The organism is Mesorhizobium tamadayense (genome assembly GCF_003863365.1).
GTDB lineage: Bacteria > Pseudomonadota > Alphaproteobacteria > Rhizobiales > Rhizobiaceae > Mesorhizobium > Mesorhizobium tamadayense.
In genome coordinates this window covers 129,946-153,941 of the sequence record NZ_RQXT01000008.1, presented here as the reverse complement: position 1 = coordinate 153,941, position 23,996 = coordinate 129,946, and the positions used below count along the sequence as shown (strand labels likewise).

17 protein-coding genes and 1 tRNA gene are annotated in these 23,996 nt (G+C 63.8%); 9 read left to right on the top strand and 9 right to left on the bottom strand.

Going from position 1 to position 23,996, the window contains the following annotated elements; translation table 11 throughout:
- Positions 1–99: 99 nt before the first annotated feature.
- Together EH240_RS09410 and EH240_RS09405 are read left to right on the top strand one after the other, a co-directional pair.
- On the top strand, positions 100–846 hold the full coding sequence (locus EH240_RS09410) for a 3-oxoacyl-ACP reductase family protein (protein WP_124997455.1): 747 nt from the start codon (positions 100–102) through the stop codon (positions 844–846).
- Between the two features lie 210 nt (positions 847–1,056).
- Entirely contained in the window at positions 1,057–2,922 is a 1,866-nt protein-coding gene (locus EH240_RS09405) for a L,D-transpeptidase family protein (protein WP_124997452.1), read from the top strand.
- Here the strand turns inward: EH240_RS09405 and EH240_RS09400 are convergent.
- Positions 2,914–3,384: a hypothetical protein gene (locus tag EH240_RS09400; protein WP_425374778.1), complete on the bottom strand. Its 471-nt coding sequence runs from the start codon at positions 3,382–3,384 to the stop codon at positions 2,914–2,916. The genes EH240_RS09405 and EH240_RS09400 overlap by 9 nt on opposite strands.
- Before the next feature lie 117 nt (positions 3,385–3,501).
- A complete protein-coding gene (locus tag EH240_RS09395; protein WP_124997448.1) occupies positions 3,502–3,759 on the bottom strand; it encodes a PepSY domain-containing protein in 258 nt (85 codons plus the stop codon).
- Positions 3,760–4,180: 421 nt separating this feature from the next.
- Here EH240_RS09395 and EH240_RS09390 point away from each other — a divergent pair, with 421 nt between their 5' ends.
- Together EH240_RS09390 and EH240_RS09385 are read left to right on the top strand one after the other, a co-directional pair.
- Positions 4,181–5,962, top strand: a complete 1,782-nt coding sequence (locus tag EH240_RS09390) for an adenylate/guanylate cyclase domain-containing protein (RefSeq protein WP_124997446.1) — start codon at positions 4,181–4,183, stop codon at positions 5,960–5,962.
- Between the two features lie 119 nt (positions 5,963–6,081).
- The gene (locus tag EH240_RS09385) at positions 6,082–10,362 is read left to right on the top strand and encodes a cytochrome P450 (protein ID WP_124997444.1); all 4,281 of its coding nucleotides are present in this window, start codon (positions 6,082–6,084) and stop codon (positions 10,360–10,362) included.
- 17 nt (positions 10,363–10,379) lie between these two features.
- Here EH240_RS09385 and EH240_RS09380 read toward each other — a convergent pair whose 3' ends face one another.
- Positions 10,380–11,066, bottom strand: a complete 687-nt coding sequence (locus tag EH240_RS09380; RefSeq protein ID WP_124997442.1) for a Crp/Fnr family transcriptional regulator — start codon at positions 11,064–11,066, stop codon at positions 10,380–10,382.
- 591 nt (positions 11,067–11,657) lie between these two features.
- Between EH240_RS09380 and EH240_RS09375 the strand changes: the two genes are divergently transcribed.
- The 3 genes from EH240_RS09375 to EH240_RS37875 all read left to right on the top strand — a co-directional run bounded on the left by EH240_RS09375 (position 11,658) and on the right by EH240_RS37875 (position 17,158).
- Positions 11,658–15,329 (top strand): S8 family serine peptidase, encoded by a 3,672-nt coding sequence (locus EH240_RS09375; RefSeq protein WP_124997440.1) that lies wholly within the window; start codon positions 11,658–11,660, stop codon positions 15,327–15,329.
- The gene (locus tag EH240_RS09370; RefSeq protein ID WP_124997438.1) at positions 15,322–16,845 is read left to right on the top strand and encodes an MBL fold metallo-hydrolase; all 1,524 of its coding nucleotides are present in this window, start codon (positions 15,322–15,324) and stop codon (positions 16,843–16,845) included. The genes EH240_RS09375 and EH240_RS09370 overlap by 8 nt, the downstream gene beginning before the upstream one ends.
- Positions 16,846–16,987: 142 nt before the next feature.
- On the top strand, positions 16,988–17,158 hold the full coding sequence (locus EH240_RS37875) for a hypothetical protein (RefSeq protein WP_167483977.1): 171 nt from the start codon (positions 16,988–16,990) through the stop codon (positions 17,156–17,158).
- A 65-nt stretch (positions 17,159–17,223) separates the two neighbouring features.
- Here the strand turns inward: EH240_RS37875 and EH240_RS09365 are convergent, their stop codons facing one another.
- The 6 genes from EH240_RS09365 to EH240_RS09335 all read right to left on the bottom strand — a co-directional run bounded on the left by EH240_RS09365 (position 17,224) and on the right by EH240_RS09335 (position 22,425).
- Entirely contained in the window at positions 17,224–17,973 is a 750-nt protein-coding gene (locus tag EH240_RS09365) for a glucose 1-dehydrogenase (RefSeq protein ID WP_124997436.1), read from the bottom strand.
- A gap of 90 nt (positions 17,974–18,063) precedes the next feature.
- A complete protein-coding gene (locus EH240_RS09360; RefSeq protein WP_124997434.1) occupies positions 18,064–19,068 on the bottom strand; it encodes a sugar-binding protein in 1,005 nt (334 codons plus the stop codon).
- 51 nt (positions 19,069–19,119) lie between these two features.
- On the bottom strand, positions 19,120–20,181 hold the full coding sequence (locus EH240_RS09355) for an ABC transporter permease (protein ID WP_124997432.1): 1,062 nt from the start codon (positions 20,179–20,181) through the stop codon (positions 19,120–19,122).
- A 55-nt stretch (positions 20,182–20,236) separates the two neighbouring features.
- A complete protein-coding gene (locus tag EH240_RS09350) occupies positions 20,237–20,977 on the bottom strand; it encodes an ATP-binding cassette domain-containing protein (protein ID WP_124997430.1) in 741 nt (246 codons plus the stop codon).
- A 566-nt stretch (positions 20,978–21,543) separates the two neighbouring features.
- Positions 21,544–21,618: transfer RNA gene (locus EH240_RS09340), tRNA-Val, on the bottom strand.
- Positions 21,619–21,744: 126 nt separating this feature from the next.
- Positions 21,745–22,425, bottom strand: a complete 681-nt coding sequence (locus EH240_RS09335; protein ID WP_124997428.1) for a phosphoglycolate phosphatase — start codon at positions 22,423–22,425, stop codon at positions 21,745–21,747.
- A 153-nt stretch (positions 22,426–22,578) separates the two neighbouring features.
- On the opposite strand from EH240_RS09335, the gene rpiA reads away from it, so the two are divergent.
- Together rpiA and EH240_RS09325 are read left to right on the top strand one after the other, a co-directional pair.
- Entirely contained in the window at positions 22,579–23,310 is a 732-nt protein-coding gene (gene rpiA / locus EH240_RS09330) for a ribose-5-phosphate isomerase RpiA (protein WP_124997426.1), read from the top strand.
- Positions 23,297–23,896, top strand: a complete 600-nt coding sequence (locus EH240_RS09325) for a DUF2059 domain-containing protein (RefSeq protein WP_124997424.1) — start codon at positions 23,297–23,299, stop codon at positions 23,894–23,896. The genes rpiA and EH240_RS09325 overlap by 14 nt, the downstream gene beginning before the upstream one ends.
- The last annotated feature ends 100 nt before the right edge of the window (positions 23,897–23,996 follow it).

Genomic DNA, 23,996 nt, shown 5'->3' with positions numbered 1-23,996 from the left:
GACATCCTTTTGTATGTTGATCGATACATAATTCAGTTGACGAGGCAGGGCAAGGCTGACAGATATTTATGTATCAATCACTACAAAAAGGAGAAATCGATGTCTTCCAAGCAACTGAGCGGCAAGGCCGCGTTCGTGACCGGCGGCAGCCGCGGCATAGGTGCGGCCATCGCCAAGAGGTTGGCGCGCGACGGTGCGAGCGTTGCCTTGACCTATGTCTCCGGCGAGGCGCAGGCGCTGGCCGTCGTCGACGAGATCGAGGCGGCCGGCGGCCGCGCCCTTGCCATCAGGGCCGACGGCCGCGATGCCGATGCGATCGCGCGTGCGGTCGAACAGGCGACGGATGCGTTTGGCCGGCTCGATATCCTGGTCAACAGCGCCGGCATCTGGCGCGCGGCGCCGATCGACACCTTGTCGCTTGCCGACTTCGACGAGAGCATGGAGGTCAATCTGAGGGCGCCCTTCGTTGCCTCCAAGGCGGCCGCCCGCCGCATGGCGGAAGGCGGCCGCATCATCTCGATCGGCAGCAATCTGGCTGAGCGCGTGACGGACGCGGGCCTCAGCGCCTATTCGACCAGCAAGGCGGCTCTGGTCGGGCTGACGAAAGCCCTGGCACGGGACCTTGGCCCGCGCGGCATCACCGCCAACATCGTTCATCCGGGATCGACAGACACCGACATGAACCCTGCCGACGGGCCGCATGCCGAGCATCAGCGCCAGAAAATGGCGACCCCGCGTTTCGGCGAGGCCGAGGAGATAGCAGGCCTGGTTGCCTGGCTCGCCGGTCCCGAGGGACGCTTCGTCACCGGCGCAGAGCTGACCATCGATGGGGGCGCCAACGCCTGATTGTTATCGACGCTTGTGAAACCCGGAGCGGCCCTGCCGCATTGGGTCTCACAAGGATGTGAAACTGTTCTGCAACAGAGCGTGGAAATTTATGAAAGCTTAACGAAATCGGTATGAATCGGTATAGTCGCGCCTTACATCCGCCATGCGGAGGGCGGGACCGTCTAGCGGCGCGGAACGGGACCCGGTTGCAACCGGTGCGGGTGAAGCATGAAAATCCTCGGGAACAAAAGGGCTGTCATGCCGATCGCGATCGCGGCGGCATTGGCCTTCGGACAGCAACCGGCGAGCGCGCAGGGCTTGTTCGACATGCTGTTCGGCGGCGGCCTTCGGCACAATCCCCAGGGTGAGTTTCCGCCGCCGCCACGTAAGCTACAGCCTGGGACCGGCGGCGGTGCCAGGATCAGCAGCCCGACCTACAACATCTACAGAGCCGACAAGCTTGTACGCGTCGACTTCAAGTCGCTGCTGCCGGTTCCGCAGCCCGCGACCGCACAGGACGCAGCCTTTGTGCCGTCCGTGACGAGCAATACCTTCCGCGATGCGGTAGCTGGCCTGAGCGACTACGAGCTTTTCGCAGAACCCGACATCGCCAAGGCGCTCATCGCCTACTATTCGGCCAATCCGGACTTCATCTGGCTAACCGATAGCGCGCTGAACGGCAGGGCGCAGGATGCGGTGCGGGTACTCGGCGAGGCGGCGAGCTACGGCCTCACACCTGCCGACTACACCGTCGACGTTCCGGCGGCCACGACTTCCGCCACGCCGGAAGAGCGGACCAAGGAAATGATCCGCTTCGAGATGGCGCTGTCGGCGCGCGTGCTGCGCTATGCCCACGACGCCCAGAGCGGCCGCGTCGACCCGAACCGCATGACCGGCTATTACGATTTCCCGGCCAAGCCGCTCGATCTCGAAGGCGTGCTGAAGACGCTGGCGCATACCCAGGAGGTCCGCACCTATCTCGAATCGCGGCACCCGCAGAACCCGGAATACCAGGCGCTGCGCGTCGAACTGGAATCGCTCGAAGCAAGCGAGGAGAACGAGATCGTCGTCGATCCGAAGCTGCTACTCAAGCCAGGCGAAAGCAGCCCGGAACTGCCCAAGCTTTTGACGCTGATCGCGCGCAATCTCGATGACGAGATGGGCGGTGATTATGGCGAAACCCTCGCCAGACTTGGCAAGAGCGAGATTTACGATCCCGAACTGGTGCCGGTGATCAAGGCGGTGCAGCAGCGGGCCGGCATGAAGGGCGACGGCGTCATCGGTCCGCGCACGGTCGCCTCGCTTGCGGGAACCTCCAAGGCCGACAAGATCGAGAAGGTCAGGGTCGCGCTCGAAGAGCTGCGCTGGCTACCCTCCGACCTTGGCAGCCCGCGCGTCTTCATCAACCAACCGGCCTTCACCGCAAGCTACATCGACAATGGCGAGGAGAAGCTGAAGACCCGCGCGGTCATCGGCAAGGTCACCAACCAGACCGCCTTTTTCTACAATCAGATCAAGCAGGTCGATTACCATCCCTACTGGGGCGTGCCGCAGTCGATCATCGTCAACGAGATGCTGCCGCGGCTGCGCAGCGATCCGGGCTATCTCGACCGCGCCGGCTATGAGGTGGCAGATTCCAGCGGCAGGCGAATTCCCTCGGCCGCGGTGGACTGGGGCGCCTACGGCTCCAAAATTCCATTCAGCGTGCGCCAGCAGCCGAGCGAGGCCAATGCGCTCGGCGAACTGAAGATACTCTTCCCCAACAAGCACGCCATCTACATGCACGACACGCCGCAGAAGTCGTTCTTCGAGCGCGACATGCGTGCGCTGAGCCACGGCTGCATCCGCCTGCAGGATCCACGCGGCATGGCGGCCGCGGTGCTCGGCACCTCGGTAGACTATGTCGCCGAGAAGCTGAAACACGGCCATTCGACCGAAAATGTCACGCGCGTCATCCCGGTCTATGTCGCATATTTCACCGCTTGGCCGGACATGTCGGGCAAGGTCGAATATTTCGACGACGTCTACGATCGCGATTCGAAGCTGATGCAGGCGCTGGATGCGACCGAAGCGGTGCGCGCACCGTCAACCTAAGCGCTCGATGAGCGGGCGCCTGAAACCGGCGTCGCGTCCGGCGATCAGCCAATAGACGAATCCGGCCACCAGCCCGGCCGCGACAACGATGCCCATGTCGGCCCAGCGTTCCGGATCGTCGGGCGCGCCGGGCCAGAGCAGCATGAAGCCGGCGGCCGCCGCCACGCCGCCGAACAGCATGTGCAACCAGAAGCTTCGCAGCGAAAAGAACTCGGCAATCAGGGCAAAGACCAGTGTCTGCATGCCGGTGACCACGATCGTCAGGAAATAGACGAACATGCCGAGAGGCGGCACGACCAGCACCGCGATGGGCGTAATCCCCATAAGGTCGAAATAGGCCGGCGCGTTGGGCACTGCGCTCAGGATCGCATAGATCGTTACGACGGCGATCAACCCGACGAGCACTGCGACCAGATAGCCGGCGAGCACCATCAGGATGCGCTTCAGGACGTAGCCAACCATTGCCATGCACCCCCGTGCCCGCAATCGTGGCGCGCAGTCAGCCACCAAACACGCGTCGACGCAAGGTCTGACAGGAATGCAAGTTCTGACAGGGCGGATTTGGTCCAGTTGGGGAGCTTACTTCGGCTCGCCGGTCACCGGATCATAAGTGATTTCGACCTTGGCCCTGTCGGTCGTGAAATAGGTGACGGTATAGCCGTCGCTGCTCCACTCGACCTCCTTCACATACTGGAAGTCGTTCCGCTTCTCGACCTTGGCGACGATTTCGGAGAGCTTCTTGGCACTTTGCGGCGGCCTCACTTGCTCGTCGGCCGCGAAAGCCGACCCGCCGATAACAAAGAACGCAATACCACTTGCCAAAACAATAGCGCGCATGACTGCCCCCTCAATCTCATGTTGGTATGAATGTGCTGCATGAATGTGCCGAAAACTCGAATCCCCGCCCGTTGGTTCCGCCACGGGTGGGCAACGCCTTGCGCCACGGCTGGTCCGTCACGGCCGGCGCCACCTTCATTCGCGGAAGCCGAAATAAAAACGTTTCGAGATTCCAACATGTAAGGAAGTTTCTATGATCTGGCGCCTCAGATAACAAACGGCTAACCATGGATCGGACCGAAGACGCGTTCCATTAGCTGTTAGTGGTAGAGCTTTTAACGAGACCCTGTTAGAGTTCCAGATCAACAGGGTGGCAACGGCGCGCCGAGCCTGCCGAGGGTGTTCCGTCGGCAAACGGCGAAGTGTTTCGAGAGCGGAAGTCGCCTGTTCTGGACCGAAAACAGGGACCGGGGGCTCAGCCATGGCTGAACGGAACTATACCCGTCAGCTTGCGACAATCATTTCTATCGACGCCGTGGGCTTTTCTCGGCTGATGGGCATCGACGACGAGCTGGCCGTCGCGGCCTTCGAGGAACGGCGCGATATCATCACCGACAGCTGCAGCGCCTTTGGCGGCCGCACTTTCGGCGTTGCTGGCGACAGCATCATGGCCGAATTCGGCAATCCGATCGAAGCCTTGCGTGCGGCGTTCGATTTCCAGGATCGGATCATGGCGCTCAATGCCTCGGCCGCCGAGGAGATGCGCATGCCGTTTCGGGCCGGGATCAACACCGGCGACGTCATCGTCCGCGAGGGCCGTCTCTATGGCGACGACGTCAACATCGCCGCACGTCTCCAGGAATTCGCTCCGCATGACGGCCTCGCCATTTCGGAGACAACCTGGCACCACGTGAAAGACAAGACGGCAGCGGTTTTCACCGACCTCGGCGAATTCATGCTCAAGAACATCGCCCTGCCGGTGCGCGTCCTGATAGCCGGGCGCGGCGGCAATGGCGCGGCGACGGCAGCTCCCCTGGCCGCCATCCCGACCGCGCCCGGTCATTACAAACCCTTCCCCAAGGGACCGCCGGCAATCGCGGTGCTGCCGTTCCAGGGCGACGGAAACAAGCCCGATGTCGGCTACATGGCCGACGGCATTGCAGAGGACATTATCTATGGCCTCTCCAACACCCGCTGGCTTTCGGTGATCGCCAAGGGCTCCAGCTTCCAGTTCCGCGACGACAGCCTCGGAACCAGGCTTATCGGCAACGCGCTTGGCGCGCGCTACATCGTCAGCGGCTCGCTGACGGGTTTGGGCGGGCAGATACGCCTCAACGCCTCGCTTGCCGATACGTCGAACGGGCGCCTCGTCTGGTCGCAGCGCTTCGACCGCGACCTCGTCGACATCTTCAGCCTGCGCGACCAGATCGGCAGCGAGATCGTTTCGATCCTCGACAAGGAGGTTGACCGGGCCGAGCAGGTTCGGACCTTCCAGGTGCCGTGGGAAAGCCTCGAGACCTGGCAGCTGGTGCGGCGGGGCCGCTGGCACATGAACAGGCGCACGCGCAAAGATACGGAGATCGCGCTCGAATTCTTCGACAAGGCCTACCGGGAGGACCCGAATTCCAGCGCCGTGCTGAACGAGCTGGCATGGTGGTATTTCTGGCGGGCATGGCTGCGCTTCGGCGACAGCGACGACCTGGCCAAGGTCGAAGAATTCGCGCGCAAGGCGCTTCTGATGGACAGCCTCGACGCGCGCCCGCACGCCTATCTCGGCGCGGCCGACATCATGCGCGGCCTGCCGGCATCGGCGGCCGAGCATCTTACCGAAGCGATCCACATCAATCCGAGCTTTGCGTTTGCCCGCTCGGCGATGGGCAGCGCGCGCCTGCTGCTCGGCGACGCCGCCGGCGCGATCCCGTTCTTCCTGGATACCGAGCGGCTGAGCCCGTTCGACCTCTACCGCTTCCACAATCTTGGGGAACTGGCCGCCGCATACTGCTTCGTCGAGGACTGGGCGGCGGCAATTGCCGCTGCCGACCGCTCGCTCAACCTTTCGCCGGGCTACTTCTACGCCAGGTTCCTGAAGATCGGCGCCTTGATGCGGAGCGGCCGCCGCGAAGAGGCCGAGCGGGAACGCGCCATTTTCGCCACTAGGCATCCGGATTTCTCCGAGCAGAGGATTCGCTGGATACCGTTCGTCGACCCGGCGAAAAACAACTTCCTGATCGCCAATTTCGATCAGGGCAAGCCCATTGCATGATTGCTGGAACCGAAGACAGACGACTGTGAAAAAAATCACATACGCCGGACCGAAGCAAACCTAGGCCAAGGGATAGCCGGCATCGCAGTGACGTGGACAGCCGGGGGGCACGAACGCGCATGATCAGGTGGAAGTACTTCAACGGCATAAACGAGGCCCAGAAAAAACAGGGCCCCGTGTCGGCAATGCCGCCATTCGACATCGATCGGCTGCGCACCAAGGGCCTGTCGGCGCGCATCGCCGAGTTTTTTCTCCGGGATCATCCCCATTGGGGATTAGCCTTCCTGCGGCGCTTCCACCCGAACCTTGCCATAGGCAGCAGATTTCTCCTCGTCACCAAGGGAGTGGACGTCCGCGACATACTGGAGCGCGGCGACGAGTTCGAGACGCCCTACGGGCCGGAAATGACCGAGCTGGCAAGGGGATCGAACTTCATTCTCGGCATGCAGGACAGCGCCGCCTATCGGCAGATGAAATCGGCCGTGCTCAGCGCCTTTCCGCCGTCGGAAGTCGAAGCCGCCGTGAGGCCGATCGCCGAGCGGCATTCGCGCGACATCATGACCCGCGCCAGCCCCGGCTTCGATGCCGTCGCCGGATTGATGAAGATCGTGCCGGTGCGCATCTGCCGGGACTATTTCGGCCTCGAGATCGACGACGAGACGGAATTCGCCGATTGGTCGATCGCGCTCAGCGCACTGTTCTTTTCAGATCCGATGGCCAACGCCACCACACGCGAGCTCGCGGTCGTCGCCAGCGATCGTCTGATCAAGCTCATCGATCGTTCGATCGCCGCTATCAGGAACCGGCAGGAAAAAGACGGCCGGCCGCTGGCGCGCCTTGTCGCCCTGGTCGATCAGAAGCGTCTATCGCTGCCCGACATCCACTCCATCATGCTCGGCATGATCGCCGGCTTCGTGCCGACCAACGTGCTTGCCGGGGGCAATTGCCTGGACGTCATCCTGTCGCGCGCCGATGCGCGGCGGGCTGTCGACGCGGCGCTTGCAGAGAACAGCATCGACAAGCTCGACCGGGCGATACTCGAAGCCATGCGCTTCAAGCCGATCTGGATCGGGCCCTGGCGCTACACCAGGCGCGATGCGGTCATCGGCCAGGGCACGCGCCGCGAGCGTCTGGTCAAGGCCGGAACGGTCGTGATGCCGGCGACGCTGTCGGCCATGTTCGACCCGGAAATCGTGCAGCGGCCGAACGAATTCGACACCTCGCGGCCGCATCGCGACTACATGGTTTTCGGCCACGGTATCCACTTGTGCATCGGCGCCGAGATCGCCCGCATCCAGATCGGCGAATGCGTTCGCGCCCTGTTCAGCAAGCCGGGGCTCGATCGCGTCCGGGGCAGGGCCGGCAAATTGGGCTACGTCGGCGCCTATCCGGCGAACCTCAAGGTCGATTTCGAGCGCTCACCGCTTTGCCGCATTGTCGATCAGTCCATGGTCACCGTGGTTTGCCCGATCACGCGCGCGGTGCCGCTGGATGCCGTGCGCGACAAGGTCGGCTCGCTCGGCAACCCGGCGAGCGACCAGGTAGGCGACGCGCTCGACAAGGTGGGCTCGATCCATTTCACCAGCTTGGCCGTCGTCGCCACCGGCAAGGACGAGAAATCGGGCCTCGAGACCGGCGCGCTCGTGTTCGAGATCTCCGGCGACGGCAGCACCGACGATGTCATCGGCGCCGTAACGCTAGCCATAGGCCGCCGGCTGCGGCCGATCTTCAGGGATGTGTGCGGTTTGCCCGACGGCGGTTCGCTGGAGGGCTTCCTGAAGAAGCATCACATCGAGATATCGCCGTCCTTCGGCAGCGCGGCAGGGCTGGTTTTTTCGGGAACGCCTGGCCATTCGGTGCGCCGCATCCAGGCCGAGGCCGAGCTTGCCGACAGCGTGCGCGAGATCGTCGAGAAGCCGCGCGCGGGTACCGGCAACGCCCCCGCGGTGCTCACCGAGGCGCGCCGGCATGCCCAGTCGCTGGGGCAGTTCGGCTGGGCCTTCGAGCCGGCCGAAAGCCTGCTGGAGCGTCCGCCGGGCCATTGGTGGCGTGCCTTGACGACGACGCTGCTTGCGCCGGCGATGCTCGCCGCGGTCGCGATCGTCGTCCTTGCCTCCTGGCGCATGACCTATGTGCTCGTGTTCGGCAATCCCCACGGCATCACCTTCACCAACATAGCCATTGCCGGCACCGCGCTTCTGCTGGCGGTGCTGGGACTGCTGGCGATAGCCATCCTGTTCTTCGCCTTGTGCTTCCTGGGCCTGCGGCGCCTCGAGGACAAGGACCGGCCTCAGAACACACCGGTCGACATCGGCGCGCTGGACAGGATCCTCGCCAATGAGGACCATTGTGCGCAGAACCATCTCACCGCGATCTCGACGATGAAGGCGGGCACCTTGCGGCGGCTGGCGCTGAGGCTTTCCTTCTACCTTATCTCGATATCGGCGCAGAAAGTATTCAAGCCGGGGTTCCTCGCCACCATAAACACCATTCACTTCGCTCGCTGGGTGCTGCTGCCGGGCACCGACAAGCTGATGTTCTTCTCCAACTACGGCGGCAGCTGGGAAAGCTATCTGGAGGACTTCATCGCCAAGGCCTCCGAAGGCCTGACCGGAGTGTGGAGCAACACGGAAGGTTACCCGCGCACGCGCTGGCTCTTCCTCGACGGGGCGCGCGACGGCGACCGCTTCAAGCGCTGGGCCAGGCGCCAGCAGGTGCCGACGCTGTTCTGGTACTCCGCCTATCCGCATCTCAACACCACGCGCATCCGTATCAACTCCAGGATACGGCGCGGCATTGCTTCTGCGACCGGCAACGAGGCCCGCGACTGGGTGAGCCTGTTCGGCTCGTTGCCGCGCCCGCAGGCGAGGGCGGCGGAATTCACAAGCCGTGAGCCGGCGCCTACCCCCCTCGAAGAGCTGGAATCCGGCGAGATCCAGTCGATCTTCTTCGGTCCGTTCGGCGCGCTCGGCCACGCGCATATGCTGGCGATCCGGCTGCCCGAAGAGCTGCCGGCAACGCAAAGGAGAGCATGGCTGGACTTCGTCATCGACAACACGAGTTTCGGCGACGGCGTGCCGGCCGGACGCGCCATGACGGTGGCCTTCGGTCCCGACGGCCTGCGCCGCCTCGGGCTGCAGGGCGGTGTCGACGACGATCCGCTGGATACATTCCCAGCCGCGTTTCGTCACGGCATGGGCAATCCCGAGCGCAGCCGCATCCTCGACGACACCGGCCTCGACGCGCCTGACAAATGGCAGTGGGGCTCGGCCGGGACGCCGGTCGATGCTGTGGTCATCTGCTATGCCAATGAGCCAGCCGTGCTCAAGGCCGAGGTCACCGCCGCGAAGCGGAAGACGACCGGCGCGGGGATGAAGATCGTCGCCGAATTGCCGCTTGTCGTGAATCGCGAGCCGAAGAAGGACGGCGTGAAAACCCAACATGCCGGCCATAGCGGCCGGCCGGAGCGCCAGCGCGCCTATGAGCATTTCGGCTTCGCCGACGGTGTCTCGCAGCCAATCGTCAGGGGTACGTCGCGCGCCGCCAAGGGTGCCGCACCGATGCACCTGGTCGCGCCCGGCGAGTTCCTGTTCGGCTATCGCGACGAGCATGGGTTCTATCCAGCCTCGCCCTCCGTTCGGGCAGCGCAAGATCGCACCGATATCCTGTCTCAGGTGCGGCGCAACCGGCAGATTCCCGGTCAGCCTCCGCCACCGCGCGATTTTGGCCGCAACGGCTCGTTCCTCGTGGTGCGCCAGTTCGAGCAGCATGTCGAGTTGTTCGATGACTACTGCAAGCATGCCGCCGCGCAGGCGGCGCGTGAGACCGGCGACGACACTATTACGCCGCGCTGGGTAGCGGCCAAGATGCTCGGGCGCTGGCAGGACGGCAGCTCGCTGGTGCGCAACCCCGATGGCCGCCCGGGCCGCGGCGTCGACAACGACTTCGCGCTCGGCGCAGAGGATCCGCAAGGGCATCGCTGTCCGCTCGGCTCGCACATACGCCGCTCCAACCCGCGCGACTCGCTCGGCGAGGATCGCGAGACGCAGATCCGGATCGGCAAGCGCCACCGCATCCTGCGTGTCGGCCGCACGTATGAGAAGAAGGACCGCAGCGGGAAGGTCGAGAAGGGGCTTCTCTTCATGTGCCTCAACGCCGACATCGAACGCCAGTACGAATTCATCCAGCAGACATGGGTCTCGTCGAGCTCGTTCCAGGGCCTTGTCGGCGAAAAAGATCCGACAATCGGCGCGCGCGACGGCGACGGCCGGTTCTCGATCCCGTCATGGGAAAAGGTCACGGTGCTCAGGGACATGCCGCAATTCGTCACCACGAAGGGCGGCGGCTACTTCTTCATGCCAAGCCGATCCGCGCTGCGCTACCTGATTTCGCGGCTCTGATTCGGGGTCAAAATCGCTCAGCCGTCGTCCTGCGAATCGGCGATCTGGTTCAGCGCGGCGGCATTGATGATGCGCAGCCCACCGCGTTTGATGGCGATCATGTGCCGGTTGCGCCAATCATTGAGCGTCTTGTTGACGGATTCGCGCGTCGCGCCGAGGAATTCGCCGAGCTCCGATTGAGAGATCGGGACCCAGCCGGCGGGATCGGCCATGACGCCGCTGAGAAACACCAGCCGCTTCGCCAGCCGGGCCTCGATGCCGAAGAAGGCCTGGTCGCCGAGCTCGCCGCTGACCCAGCGCAGCCGCGTGCATAGGAGTTCGATCATGGCGCGCGCCAACGGCGGATTTTTTTCAATGCGATCAAAGAGTTGTGCTCGGTTGAGCGAAACCAGCTCGCATGCGGTGAGGCACATGGCGGTTGCCGTGCGCGGGCGTCCGTCCAAGGCGCCTATCTCGCCGACGAGGCTGCGCGACAGCTCGATATTGGCCACCAGCTTCTGTCCGCCCGGCGAATAGAGCGAAATTTCGACCGTGCCGCTCATCACGCCGTAGATGCGGTCGGACGCATCCTCCTGGACGAACAGGTGCTGGCCGGCGGCATAACGTTCCACCTTGCAGCCGCCGAACAGCAGATCGAAGTGACGCGGATCGATCCGCGCCAGACGCGGCAGGGTGCTCCTGTCGTCTGCGCTGGCTGTGGACATGATGCGATTCCGCCTCTCGTTGAGCGGAAATTGTATGACAAGTGCATGTTCGATCAAGGCCTGGTCTCCTTTCGTGGCAATTACGGCAACACACGACGGCCTTTGGAGATCGAGCGCCAGACGTGCGCTGCAGGCATCAAATTAGCCGGCAACTTCCCTTGCAGCGGGAATCGGAGCGCGCTGGCGGACGCGAACCGATCTATGAAACGCCGTCCGCGCGCGTGGCGGGAGGTGACCGACGCGCGCGAACAGCAAATCTGAAAATGGCTAGGTGATCGAAATTCCACCCCACTTTCAGGCGCCCGGAAGCCATTCGAGCCCGTGCATTGAAGCAGAAGCGAGTGCCACCCGGTGCGGTATCTGCGCGCGAAGCCCACCCGCCGTATGTGAAGGCGATCACAGAAGCGTCTGTCGGCCGGCGCGATTGTCATTGCCGGGTGTACGTTTCAGTCGCCAAGCATATTGGTTCGGAAATACAATCGGCCCGGTTTCTTGGTTGGCTAACAGATCGATCGAAGCATGGTTTGGGACTTGGCTTGACTGCGATTGACGGTCCACGCCATGGTTTCCACTTCCGAGGAGGGGCACGCCATGGCGAGGAGACTCCTTGTCAAGGTTCGGGGTGACGGCGCCGGGCTCGCGGCCCGGAGGCGGTCGCTTGGTATCGGAGCAATCGACGCCGAACCGATCCTGACCGTGCCGCCTGGTGCTGCGGGCGCTGACTTCGGGGCGGCGGCGGACCGCGGCGCGACGTGGCTGCGGCTTTCCCCCAAGACCGAGGACTCGGACAATCCCTGGGACGCTGCCCACGAACTTGTGGCCCGCGGTGGAGATTTCGCTGCGACCGGCGGCGATATCCTGGCGGTCGAACCCGACATCGTTCAGCAATGGGACTACAGGAACAGCAGCGGCGACCGCGGCATGGCGGCGAGCGCCGCCCCCGTCTGCGCCTTCGACGACCAGGACCCGGGCGGCAGGCAGGCGACCGTGCCTGGCGTGGTTGCCTGGAACGCCGGGCCATCCTTCAGCCAGTTCGCCGCCGCCCGCAGCAAGGTCGGCGCCAAGCAGGCCAACATCACCATTGCCCATCTCGATACCGGCTTCGATCCTGGCCACCGCACCTTGCCGGCCGGCCTTCTCACGGCCAAGCAGCGCAATTTCGTCGACGACGGCACCGGGCCGAACAACGCGACCGATCATGCGCCTGCCGGTACGCTCACCAGCAATCGCGGCCACGGCACCGGCACACTCAGTCTGCTTGCCGGCAACAAGCTCGACGGCACGTCGCCGCATTGGCCGGGCTTCACCGATTTCGTCGGCGGCGCCCCGCAGACCAAAATCCTGCCGGTCCGCATCGCCGACTGGGTGGTCCGGCTGACGACGGGCACGATGGTGCAGGGCATCGACTATGCGCGCCAGAAAGGCGCCCAGGTGCTGTCAATGAGTATGGGCGGCCTCGCTTCGCAGGCTCTCGTGGACGCGGTCAACCTCGCCTACGACCACGGCCTGGTGATGGTCACCGCTGCCGGCAACAATTTCACCATCACGCCGCGCAGCATCGTCTATCCCGCCCGCTACAATCGCGTGCTGGCCGCATGCGGCGTGATGGGCGACGGCCGCGCCTATGCCGGCCTCGACTTCGGCACCATGCAGGGCAATTACGGGCCGGCTTCCAAGATGAAGACGGCGCTCGGCGCCTACACACCGAACGTGCCCTGGGCCGAGATCGACTGCGCCAAGATCGTCGACATGGACGGCAGCGGCACCTCGGCGGCGACGCCGCAGGTCGCGGCCGCGGCCGCGCTTTGGCTGGCCGAGCACTGGGACGTCGTGAAGGCCTATTCGCAGCCCTGGATGCGCATCGAGGCTGTCCGCTTCGCGATGTTCAAGGCGGCGAAGAAATCGACGCCGAAGATGAACGCCGCCGAGACGCTGGAGAAGATCGGGCAAGGGGTGGTGCGCGCCTTCGACGTGCTGGCGATCGCCCCGCCGGCGGAGAACCTGCTGCAGAAGCTGGCGCCGGCGACCTACACCTGGAGCTGGCTCGATCTCTTGACCGGCGGCAATTCGCTTGCGGTCCAGTCGCCCGCGGCGTTGCAACGGCAAAGGATGCTGGGGCTGGAGCTGATGCAGATGGCGCAAACCACCGCTTCGGTCGACCAGGCAATCGCCGATCCGGACGGAGACCCGGACACGATCTCGGCCGCGGCGCGCAATCGCTATCTCGAAGCCGCTCTCGACGAAGGCAATCCGTCGAGACCGCTCAAGGCCTTTCTCGAAGGGTTGCTGGGCAGGACCGGCGCCAAGCCGGTGCCGGTCGCAGCCCCTGCCGCAAGTCCGGCGCCGATCAAGCGCAAGCCGCGTCCGCTACCGCCGCCGCAGCGGCGCCTGCGCATCTACGCGCTCGACCCTTCCGTCGCCAAGCGATTGGTCTCGGTGTCGGTCTACCAGGCGACGATTTCGGTTCCGTGGGACGACGAGCCGTCGGCCGACAGGCCGCTGCTGCCGGGCCCGATCGGCGAATATCTCGAAGTGGTCGATGTCGATCCGGCGTCCGACCGCGTCTACGATCCGGTCGACCTCAACGACAAGATGCTTTTGGCGCAGGACGGTCTGCCGCCTTCGGAGGGCAATCCGAAGTTCCACCAGCAGATGGTCTACGCGGTCGCCATGACCACGATTGGCCATTTCGAGCGCGCGCTCGGGCGGCGGGCGCTATGGGCGCCGCATTATTCGCAACACCCCGGCCGCACCGGAGACATGACGGTGAAGGCCCACTATGTGCCGCGCCTGCGCATCTATCCGCATGGACTGCGCGCCGAGAACGCCTACTACAGCCCTGAAAAGAAGGCGTTGCTGTTCGGCTATTTCCCGGCAACCAGCAATGAGGGCGACGTCACCACGCCCGGAACGACGGTGTTTTCCTGCCTGTCCAGCGACATCATCGCGCACGAGATGTCGCATGCGCTGCTCGACGGGCTGCATCGCCGCTTCCAGGAAACGTCCAACCCGGACGTCCCGGCCTTCCATGAGGCCTTTGCCGACATCGTCGCGCTGTTCCAGCATTTTACCCTGAAGGAGCTGGTAAATTTCGAGATCGGCAAGGCGAGGGGCGATGTGTCGGCGGCCTCGCTGCTCTCCGGCATCGCCAAGCAGTTCGGTGAGGGCAGCGGCAGGGCAGGGCCGTTGCGCGAATATGGCGGCGCCGGCATGGCCAACCTCGACTACGACAAGACGTTCGAGGCGCATGACCGCGGCTCCATCCTCGTCTTCGCCGTCTACCAGGCGTTCATCGCCATCGCCGACCGCCGCACCGACGATCTGATCCAGCTTGCCACCGGCGGCACGGGCATCCTGCCGGCGGGCACCTTGCATCCGGGCCTGGTCGAGCGCCTTACCGACGAGGTCGCCAAGACCGCCAAACAGATGCTGACCATGTGCATCCGTGCGCTGGACTATTGCCCGGCGGTCGACATCACCTTCGGCGAATACCTGCGGGCGCTGATCACAGCCGACCGCGACGCCTATCCCGACGATCCGCTGCACTATCGCCTGGCGTTCCTGGAATCCTTCCGCAAGTGGAAGCTCCTGCCGCGCGACGTGCGCACCATTTCGGAAGAGACGCTTGCCTGGAGCGCGCCGGAAGATCCTTCGCCTCTCTGGCTGAAGGGCTTGCTTGCCAAGGTCGACCTCGGCTGGAACCAGAAGCTGAAACGCTCCGAGATCTTCGCCCTGAACGACAAGAACCGCTACGCGCTGTGGAAGGCGATGCACAGGGCCTTCGCTTCCGATCCCGATCTCTACAAGCAGTTCGGCCTGCTGCCCGACCTGCCGCGCTACAACGAGGACGGCACGGTCATGCACCAGCCGAAGAAGGGCGAGACGACCTTCGACATCTACAGCGTGCGTCCGACGCGGCGCGTCGAGCCGGACGGCTCGTTCCGCGTCGAGGTTGTCGCCGTGATCCAGCAGCGGCTTCCCGTCGCCTTCGACGGCACGCCGGCGCCGCAAGGCGTCAACAAGGGCGACGGCTTCTTCTGGTTCCGCGGCGGCGCCACCATCATCATCGACCCGCGCGAAGGCTTTGAGGAGATGCGCTACGCGATCATCAAGAACACCGGCAGCACGGACCGGCAGAAGCGCCAGGCCCAGACGGTAACCGCGAACTATCTGTCGCCGCTCCGGGCGCTCTATTTCGGCGGCGAGGCTTCCGAGCCCTTCGCCATTCTGCACGCCAGCGACGGAGACGACGACCATGTCTAGGAAGCCAGCGGCAACAAGGCGACCTCGACGAGCCGCGGCTCCCGCCGCACGCGCGCCTTCGGTTACCGTCCGGCACTATTGCCAAGGCATCGGCGACTGCCACCTGCTCACCTTCACGAGAGCCGACGGCTCGCCGTTCCGGATGCTGATCGACTGCGGCATCCACGTCTCGATCGCCGGCGGCCCGGCGCTGGTCGCCGACATCGTTGCCGACCTCAAGAAGGAGACGGGCGGCAAGATCGACGTGCTCGTCGTCACCCATGAGCACTGGGATCATGTTTCGGGCTTCCTGACCGCAAAGGACTTGTTCAAGGAATTTTCCGTTGGCGACATATGGATGGCGTGGACCGAAGATCCGGCCGACCCCGAAGCCTTGGAACTCGATAAGTTCAAGGGCCAGGCGCTGGCTGCGTTGCAGGGCGCGAGCCAGAAGCTCGACGGCATGCAGGGGCTCAACCCCTATATGGAGCGCGTGCGCGACGGCCTGCAGGCCGTGCTCGGCTTTCAGTTCGGGGCAGCCGGCGAAAGAGTGCGCTCGGCGCGCAACGCCGCGGCAAAGCTATCCGCAAAACCATCGCCCACCTATTTCGAGCCCGGCGGGGCGCCGCAATCGATCGCGGAACTGCCCAATCTCCGGATTTATGTGCTTGGTCCGCCGCGCGACAAGGCGGCGCTTCGGCTGGAGGAAAAGGCGAGCGAGATGTTCCCGCTCGCCAGCGGCGGGCCGTTCGCGCGGGCGCTTTCATCCGGGCTCAAGATGAACCAGGCCGATGATCCGACTTATATCGACGAGCTCAGCCCCTTCGAACGCAATGTCGGCACACCGCTCTCGGCGGCGCTGAACGGCGAGAAGGGCAGCGATCCGGCCGTCGATATCGACGCTTTCACCCGCAAGCATTATTCCGGGCCGGTCTCCAGCGCGGCTCCGATGGAGGACCGCGATCAGTCATGGCGCCGCATCGACGCCGACTGGATGGCGATCGCCGCCGACCTCGCCTTGCAGCTTGACCGCGGCGTCAACAACACCAGCCTGGTGCTCGCCTTCGAGTTCATCGACAGCGGCCGGGTATTCCTGTTCCCGGGCGACGCCCAGATCGGCAACTGGCTGAGCTGGAAGGATCTGAAATGGCCGGTGGGGCAGGCGACCGTCACCACGGCCGATCTGCTCGCTCGCACCGTCTATCTCAAGGTCGCTCATCACGGCAGCCAGAACGCCACGCCGCAGAAACAGGGGCTCGACCTGATGACAAGCCCGGACCTCTCGGCCTTCATTCCAACCAACAAGCTGGATGCGGTAAAGGTGCATTGGGGCGAGATGCCCTATGACCCGATCCTGGCCGCGCTCGAAGCCAAGACCAAGGGCCGCGTCATCCGTGCCGACGATTCCTGGCTGGCCGGTGCAAATGGAAGACCGGCTTTTGCTTCGCCGTCCGGCTCGATCCTGGCGGTGCGCAGCGCGCCGCGCGACCCTGCTCGGGGCCCCGGTGGGCTCTGGGTCGAGGTGGATTTGGTATAGGGAGCGTCGGCGCCGGCACGCTCCAGGCGCGGGTTCTGTCAGTGTCCCACATCATGCCGGTTGCGGAAAATCGAAAACCGCTCTATTGAGCGCACGGCTGATTGAGGGCGGCCATCCATCCTATTTGCATAGGTTCGTCTCTATGCCCGATAACTTCTCGCGCATCATTGCTTTTCTTGCGGTGGCCATGGCCCTGCTTCTCGCAGGGATTTACTTCCACCACGGCAACATTGTGGCCACGCTCTATTTCATGACCGGCGCAATCCTGGTGACGGCGGTGACGCATTTGACTGTGCGCAGAGGGTTGATCTAGGCAGCCACGTCCGGCGCCACTAACCGGTTGTTGTCTGGCTGTCACTGTTGAAGGCGGTTCGCAGGTCAGAGGGAGACCGATAGCCCCCCGTCGACCGCCAAAACATGTCCGTTGACGTAGGCGGCAGCGTTGGACGCGAGAAACACCACGGCTCCGCCGAGTTCCTCAGGTTGGGCCCAGCGGCCAGCAGGAGTTCGCGCCTCGACCCATTTGGTGAAGGCCTCGTCGTTGGTAAGTGCGGTATTGAGCTCGGTGGCGAAATAGCCGGGGGCAATCGCGTTGATGGTGATGCCGTGACGACCCATCTCGGCGGCGGTCGAGCGTGTCAGTCCATGCAGCCCCGCCTTTGCCGCCACATAGGCGTGAATGGTGGGACGGCCAAGGATCGCTGCAACCGATCCAGTGTTTATGATGCGCCCGAATTTGTTCGGCAGCATCAGGCGCACCGCCTCGCGCATCATGCGGAAGCAGGCCGAAAGGTTGACTGCAATCACACGGTCGAAGTCCTCGTCCTGCCATTCGACCAACGGGCTGCGATGCTGGATACCGGCGTTGTTGATCAGGATATCGAGGCGGCCGTGGCGTTCGACGATTCCCTCAAGCGCCGCCCTTGAGATCGCCGCGTCGGCAACATCGAACGGCAGGGCTTCGGCGCCGATCTTTTGCGCCGCCGCGGAGAGGGCATCCATGCCGCGGGCATTGACGATCACCGTTGCGCCGTTTTCCGCAAGCGCCTTGGCCATCGCGAAGCCGAGGCCACGCGAAGCACCTGTCACCAACGCGACCCGGCCCTTGAGCGAGAACAATTCCGACATTGAAACCCCTGGAGCGAGATGAGAACGCTTCAATCTAACTGCATCTCGCTCCAATGAAAGGGCGGGAGTTTTCCTCCCGCCCATAGAGCACTATTTGGCGACGCAGGTGTCCGCCGTCTCCGGAGTGCAGACATCGAGGCCGGTGTAGGTCGGGTCAGCCGGCGGCGCCTTGCCGTCCTTCATGTCCTTCAATGCCATCATCGTCTTGTAGCCCATTTCGAAAGGCCGCTGGCCGACCTGGCCAAGAGAGAGACCTTCCTTCATCTGGTCGATCTGCACGGGAAGCGTGTCGGCGACGACAAGGGCCAGCGCCTTCGAGGCGATCTTGTCCTTGTACGGGGCTACCGCAGCGCGGTTGGCATCGGGTATGAACTGCGGGAAGCCGCCGGTTGGGATGAATGCGTCGAGGTTCGGGTTTTTCCCCATGATGTCCTCGAACTGCTGCACCGAAAGCGGGAAATCATCATTGGTGTAGAGCGGACAGCCTTCGATTTCGGTCCAGCCGTTCTGGCCCGTCAGCCGGTCCCCGGGCGAGGCGGCCGATTTGGTGCCCGAAAGCGTATCGCGAATGCCCTGCATGCGTTCATTGTGGTTGGCCGCCGCCGCACCGCCCGACTGGATGCAGACCGTGCCGCCTTTGGGCTTGATCTGCATGGCAAGCTTGGCAAGGTTCACGCCGATCTCATAATTGTGCGTGCCGATATAGGCGGCGCGAAGATCCTTGTTCTCGGGCAGGAGGTCGGAGTCCCAGGTGAGGACCGGGATGCCGGCTTCCTTGGCGGCCTGCAGCGCAACCGCCATCGCCGCGGCGTTCGATGGCGACACGGCGATGCCGTCCACCTTCTTGGCCACGAGGTCCTGCACGATCTGTACCTGCTCGTCGCCGCCGCCATGCTCGCCGGGGCCGATATACATGCACTCCACGGCGCCATTCGATTCGGCTTCGGCCTTCTTGCAGCCGTCGCGTGCCTGGTCGAAGAAAGGATTGTTCATGTTCTTCGGCACCAGGGCGAAGGTGTATTTCGCCTGGGCACCGGAAACGGCGAGCACCATTGCGCCAAGCGCCACGGCCGCCGTCAGCAGATGTTTTTTCATCGGACGTTCTCCTCCTTGGTGTGATCCCGCAGGCCTCCCGCCAGCGGGTTTCTAGCGGCTTCTTTTGGGCATCAAGGCTGCCAGCGACGCTGCGAGCAGCGATCTGCCGCCGGTTTGCATGCCCAAAAGAACCGCAAGAACGATGAAGGCGCCGACGAAGGCACCCTGCCAATTTGAATCGATGCCGGCCATCAGCAGTGCGTTCCTGATCACCTCGAGGAAGGCCGAACCGATGATTGCGCCGAACGCCGTGCCGGCGCCGCCCATGAGGCTGGCTCCGCCAATGACTGTCGCGGCGATCACGCGCAACTCATAGCCCTGGCCCATGGCATTGATGGCCGAACCGTTGTAGCCGAGGAGCAGTAGCGAGGCGAGCGAAGCGGTGAAAGCCGAGAACACATAGGCCTCGAACTTGATCCAGTCGACCGGCACGCCGGTAAGCCGGGCCGCCTCCTCATTGCCGCCGATGGCGAAGAGATGCCGGGCCCAGGCCGTGAAATTGAACACGAAGCCGACGATCAGGGCCAGGACCACCATGGTCCAGAACTGCGATGACAATCCCGGTATCCAGTGCGGTGCCCAGTCCTGCGGCCCATGCAGCGGCCATCTCGCCTGACCGATCGCCTTCACGATCGGAGCATCGGGGCCGAACTGGTAGAGCATCTGGTTGGCCGAGAACACGACCGCCAGCGAGCGCGCCACGGACAGCATGCCAAGGGTGACCACAAAGGACGGCATTCCGACATAAGCGACAAAGAACCCGTTGACCGCCCCGCAGGCCAGGCCGGAGAAAAGGCCGACTGCGAAGGCGACGTACCAGGGATAGTGCCAGGTCAGGAACAGCCCGGCGACGATGGCCACCAGGCCCATGATCGAGCCGACCGACAGATCGATGCCGCCGGTGATGATCACCACCGTCATGCCGAGCGCCATGAGGCCGAAAGGTGCGAAGTTGCGCGTGACGTTGGCGACGTTTTCGGAGGTGCCGAAGCTCGGCTCCATGGCTGTCATCAACATGACCAGAGCGATGAGCGCGATCGTCACCCAGAACGGCTGACTTGAAACTACACGCTGCAGCCCCGTCTTTTCCTTGGTCGGGACGAAGTCCGACATGGCTGGCCGGCCGGTTTCCCCGGCCGACTCCCGAACACTAACCGACTGCCGAGCACTATTCGCCACGGATGGCCCCCGTTATCAGTCCGGTGATTTCCTCGGGCGAGGTGTTGTCGGTCTGCTTGTCGGCAACCTTCGAACCTCGCCTGAGCACTATAATACGATCTGCCACGGCGAAAACGTCGGGCATGCGGTGGCTGATCAACATGACGCCGACCCCTTGCGCCTTGAGGCGCCGGATCAATTCGAGCACCTCCGCCACCTGGCGCACGGAGATGGCGGCGGTCGGTTCGTCCATCAGCACCAGCTTGGCGTTTGAAAGCCGGGTCCGCGCGATGGCTACCGCCTGGCGCTGCCCTCCCGACATCTTCCTGACGAGGTCGCGCGGCCGGGTTTCCGATTTCAGTTCCTTGAACAGCGCTGCCGAGCGGTCGACCATAGCCTGCTTGTCGAGCACCCTGATGGGCCAGAAGCCCTTCTTCATCTCGCGGCCAAGAAAGACGTTCTGCGCGGCCGTCAGATTATCGGCGAGCGCCAGGTCCTGATAAACGACTTCTATCCCCTTGGCCCGGGCCTGGACGGGTTTGTGGAAGTGACAAACCTCGCCGTCCACGACAATTTCGCCGTCGTTCGGCGGGAAATTCCCGGCCACCGTCTTGACTATCGTCGACTTGCCGGCTCCGTTGTCGCCCATCAGACCCACGACTTCACCCCGCTCCACCTGGAAGCTGACGTCGGTCAGGGCCTGGATGGCCCCAAAATTCTTGGAAACGTGACGAACCTCAAGCACCGGCATCGCGGTCCTCCCCGGACAACATTTGCCAATCTTGTCCCGGTGTTATGCAAGGCAGCTAATCAGCGAAACGCCTTCAACACAAATCATTATTAGATCGGCCTTATCGGATGGCAATCTCCCTCGACTTGGGCTTGGAGACGCGGCGTTGTCGCCCGTGACGGCCGACCGATCCAAAAGATTCGCAAGCCTTGGTATGCGGCTCGAAAGTTCGCCGGCCTCAAGAGGTCAGTGACGCCGCATATCCTCCGTCACAGCCGCGCAACATGGATGATGCAGCAGGGCATCGATCTGTAGGAGGCAGCCGGCGCGCTAGGCATGTCCGTCAAGATGCTTGAGGACACCTATGGGCATCATCCCGTGATTTCCAGGGGCAGGCAGCGGAGGTCTGACCATGGCGAAATCGGCGGTTTCGGCCGACTGCATCTGCCCGCTACTTCCGGGGCTGACGTCCGTGGCTTCAGGTCCCGATCGGCGCAACCAAGTCTGTCAGTCTCGGCCGAAGTAAGGCTTTGCTGCACGGTTTCGGTACGCGGAGGATTTTCGGTATGGCTAAGTGCTTGAGAAAATGGTGGGCGATGCAGGGATTGAACCTGCGACCCCACCCGTGTGAAGGGTGTGCTCTCCCGCTGAGCTAATCGCCCGCTCGTTGGCCGAAGGCCGAAGCGAGCCGCGATATAAGGGAGGCGGGTGCGCGAAGTCAAGGCAATGTGCCGACGATCTGCCATGATCGAATTCGCCGGGCCTCGGCAGGCTGGAAAAGCCGGAACTCAGCGCGCGGCGGCGATCAGCCTTTCGGCCAGTTCCGGCGTCAGCGTGTCGAAATGCGAGACGACCAGCGTCGGCTCGAACTCGCGCACATGGCGGTCGGTGTAGCCGAAATCGACCGCCACCACCGGAATGCCGGCCGCCTTGGCGGTGTCGATGTCGGTCTGCGAATCGCCGACCATCAGGGCGTTGTGGGGGTCGCCGCCGGCCAGCTTGATGGTTTCGGTCAGGTGACGCGGGTCGGGCTTACGGAACGCGAAGGTATCCTGGCCGCAGATCGCGTCAAAATAGTCAGCCATGCCGAGCGCCGTAATCAGCGCCACCGAATTCGCCTCGTATTTGTTGGTGCAGACCGCCATCAGGCAGCCGGCAGCCTGGAAGCGGTCGAGCGCGGCGACGACACCGGGATAGGGACTCGACTTGCCTGGAATGTTGATCGTGTAATGGTCGAGGAAGAGTTTCAACAGCCGGTCGTGCTCCTCCGCCACCAGCGATTTGTTCTGCGCGGCATGCGCGCGTTCGATCATGACGCGGCCGCCATGGCCGACGAAGCGCCTGAAGCCGGCCTCATCGACGGCAACGAGGTCGCTTGCCGCCAGGCTGTGGTTGAGGCTGTCGAGCAGGTCCGGCGCGGTGTCGATGAGCGTCCCGTCGAGGTCGAACACGATGATCGGTCGGGTCATGGCCAGTCCTGCAGCGGTTGAAGTGCCGCAGCCGATACAGGCTGCGCGGCGGTCAAGCAAGCAGGCTCTATCGGTCCACAGGCAGAGCCTTTGACGGGACAGGCAAAAATGCTAGGAGGCGCGCGAAACCAGCGAAATCGGGACAACGGCGGCATGGATGCAAGGCAGTTGAAGGTCGAGGCCGCGCGCGCAGCGCTCTCCCATGTCAGCAGCGGCATGCGGCTCGGCATCGGCACCGGCACGACCGCCGACGAGTTCGTCCGGCTGCTGGCCGAAAAGGTCGCGACCGGGCTCGCCGTCATCGGCGTGCCCACATCCGAACGCACCGCGGCACTCTGCCGCGAGCTTGGCGTGCCATTGTCGACGCTGGAGGAAACGCCCGAGCTCGACCTCACCATCGACGGCGCCGATGAGATCGACCCGGCGCTGACGCTGATCAAGGGCGGCGGCGGGGCGCTCTTGCGCGAAAAGATCGTCGCGGCGGCGTCTGAGCGCATGATCGTGATTGCCGACCAGTCCAAGATGGTCGAGACCCTCGGCCGTTTCCCGCTGCCGATCGAAGTCAACAAGTTCGGCCTGCGCGCCACCGAGATCGCGGTCGGCGCAGCGGCGGCTAGCCTCGGCCTTGTCGGCCCGGTGACATTGAGGATGACGGGAAGCCAGCCTTTTGTTACAGACGGCGGCCACTTTATCCTCGATGCATCTTTTGGCCGCATTCCGGATACAAGAGCGCTTTCGAATGCTCTCTTCGCCATTCCAGGCGTTGTCGAGCACGGTCTATTCATCGGGCTGGCGTCAGCGGCCATCATCGCCGGCGGCGACGGCATCCAAACCGTCCATGCCGCCCGAAAACCAGGGAGTTCTATCCATCATGATGTTGCATAAACGGGTTCGCCGCCTTTCTACGATTCTGGCGGCCTCAGCCGTCCTTGCGCTGTCCTCGCCGGCGTTTTCGCAGGATATCAGCGAATCGCATCTCAAGGCCGCGCGGGCCGCGGTTGCGGCTATTCATGCTACCGACCCGTTCGACAATATCCTGCCGCAGGCGGCGGCCGCGCTTCAGAACCAGCTGATCCAGAAAAACCCCGACATGCAGGAGCTGATCGGCAAGACCGTCACCGAGAAGGCCATGGCGCTGGCGGCACGCCGCGCCGATCTGGAAAAGGAGGCGGCCCTTGCCTATGCCAAGGTGTTCTCCGAAAAGGACCTCAACGATATCGCTACCTTCTACAGCTCGGATGCCGGCAAGAAGCTGCTCGACAGCGGCCCGGCGGTCACGCGCGATCTCGTGAAGGCAGCCGACATCTGGCAGAACGGCGTCGCCCGCGATCTCGCCCAGCAGGTCGGCGAGACGCTCGCCGCCGCCGCCAAGGCCGCCGCTCCGGCCAAGCCTGCGCAGGATGCAACCGCTCCCGCCGATGGCTCTGCTCCGGCTGACGGATCGGCCCCGGCTGACAATTCGCAGAACTGATCCACTTCCACAGGCTCAATGCCGCTGGACCAGGAAAGCCCGGGTTTCCCGGGCTTTTCTTTTAGCGCCCGGCAGCCTACCTCTGGCACACACTTCCATT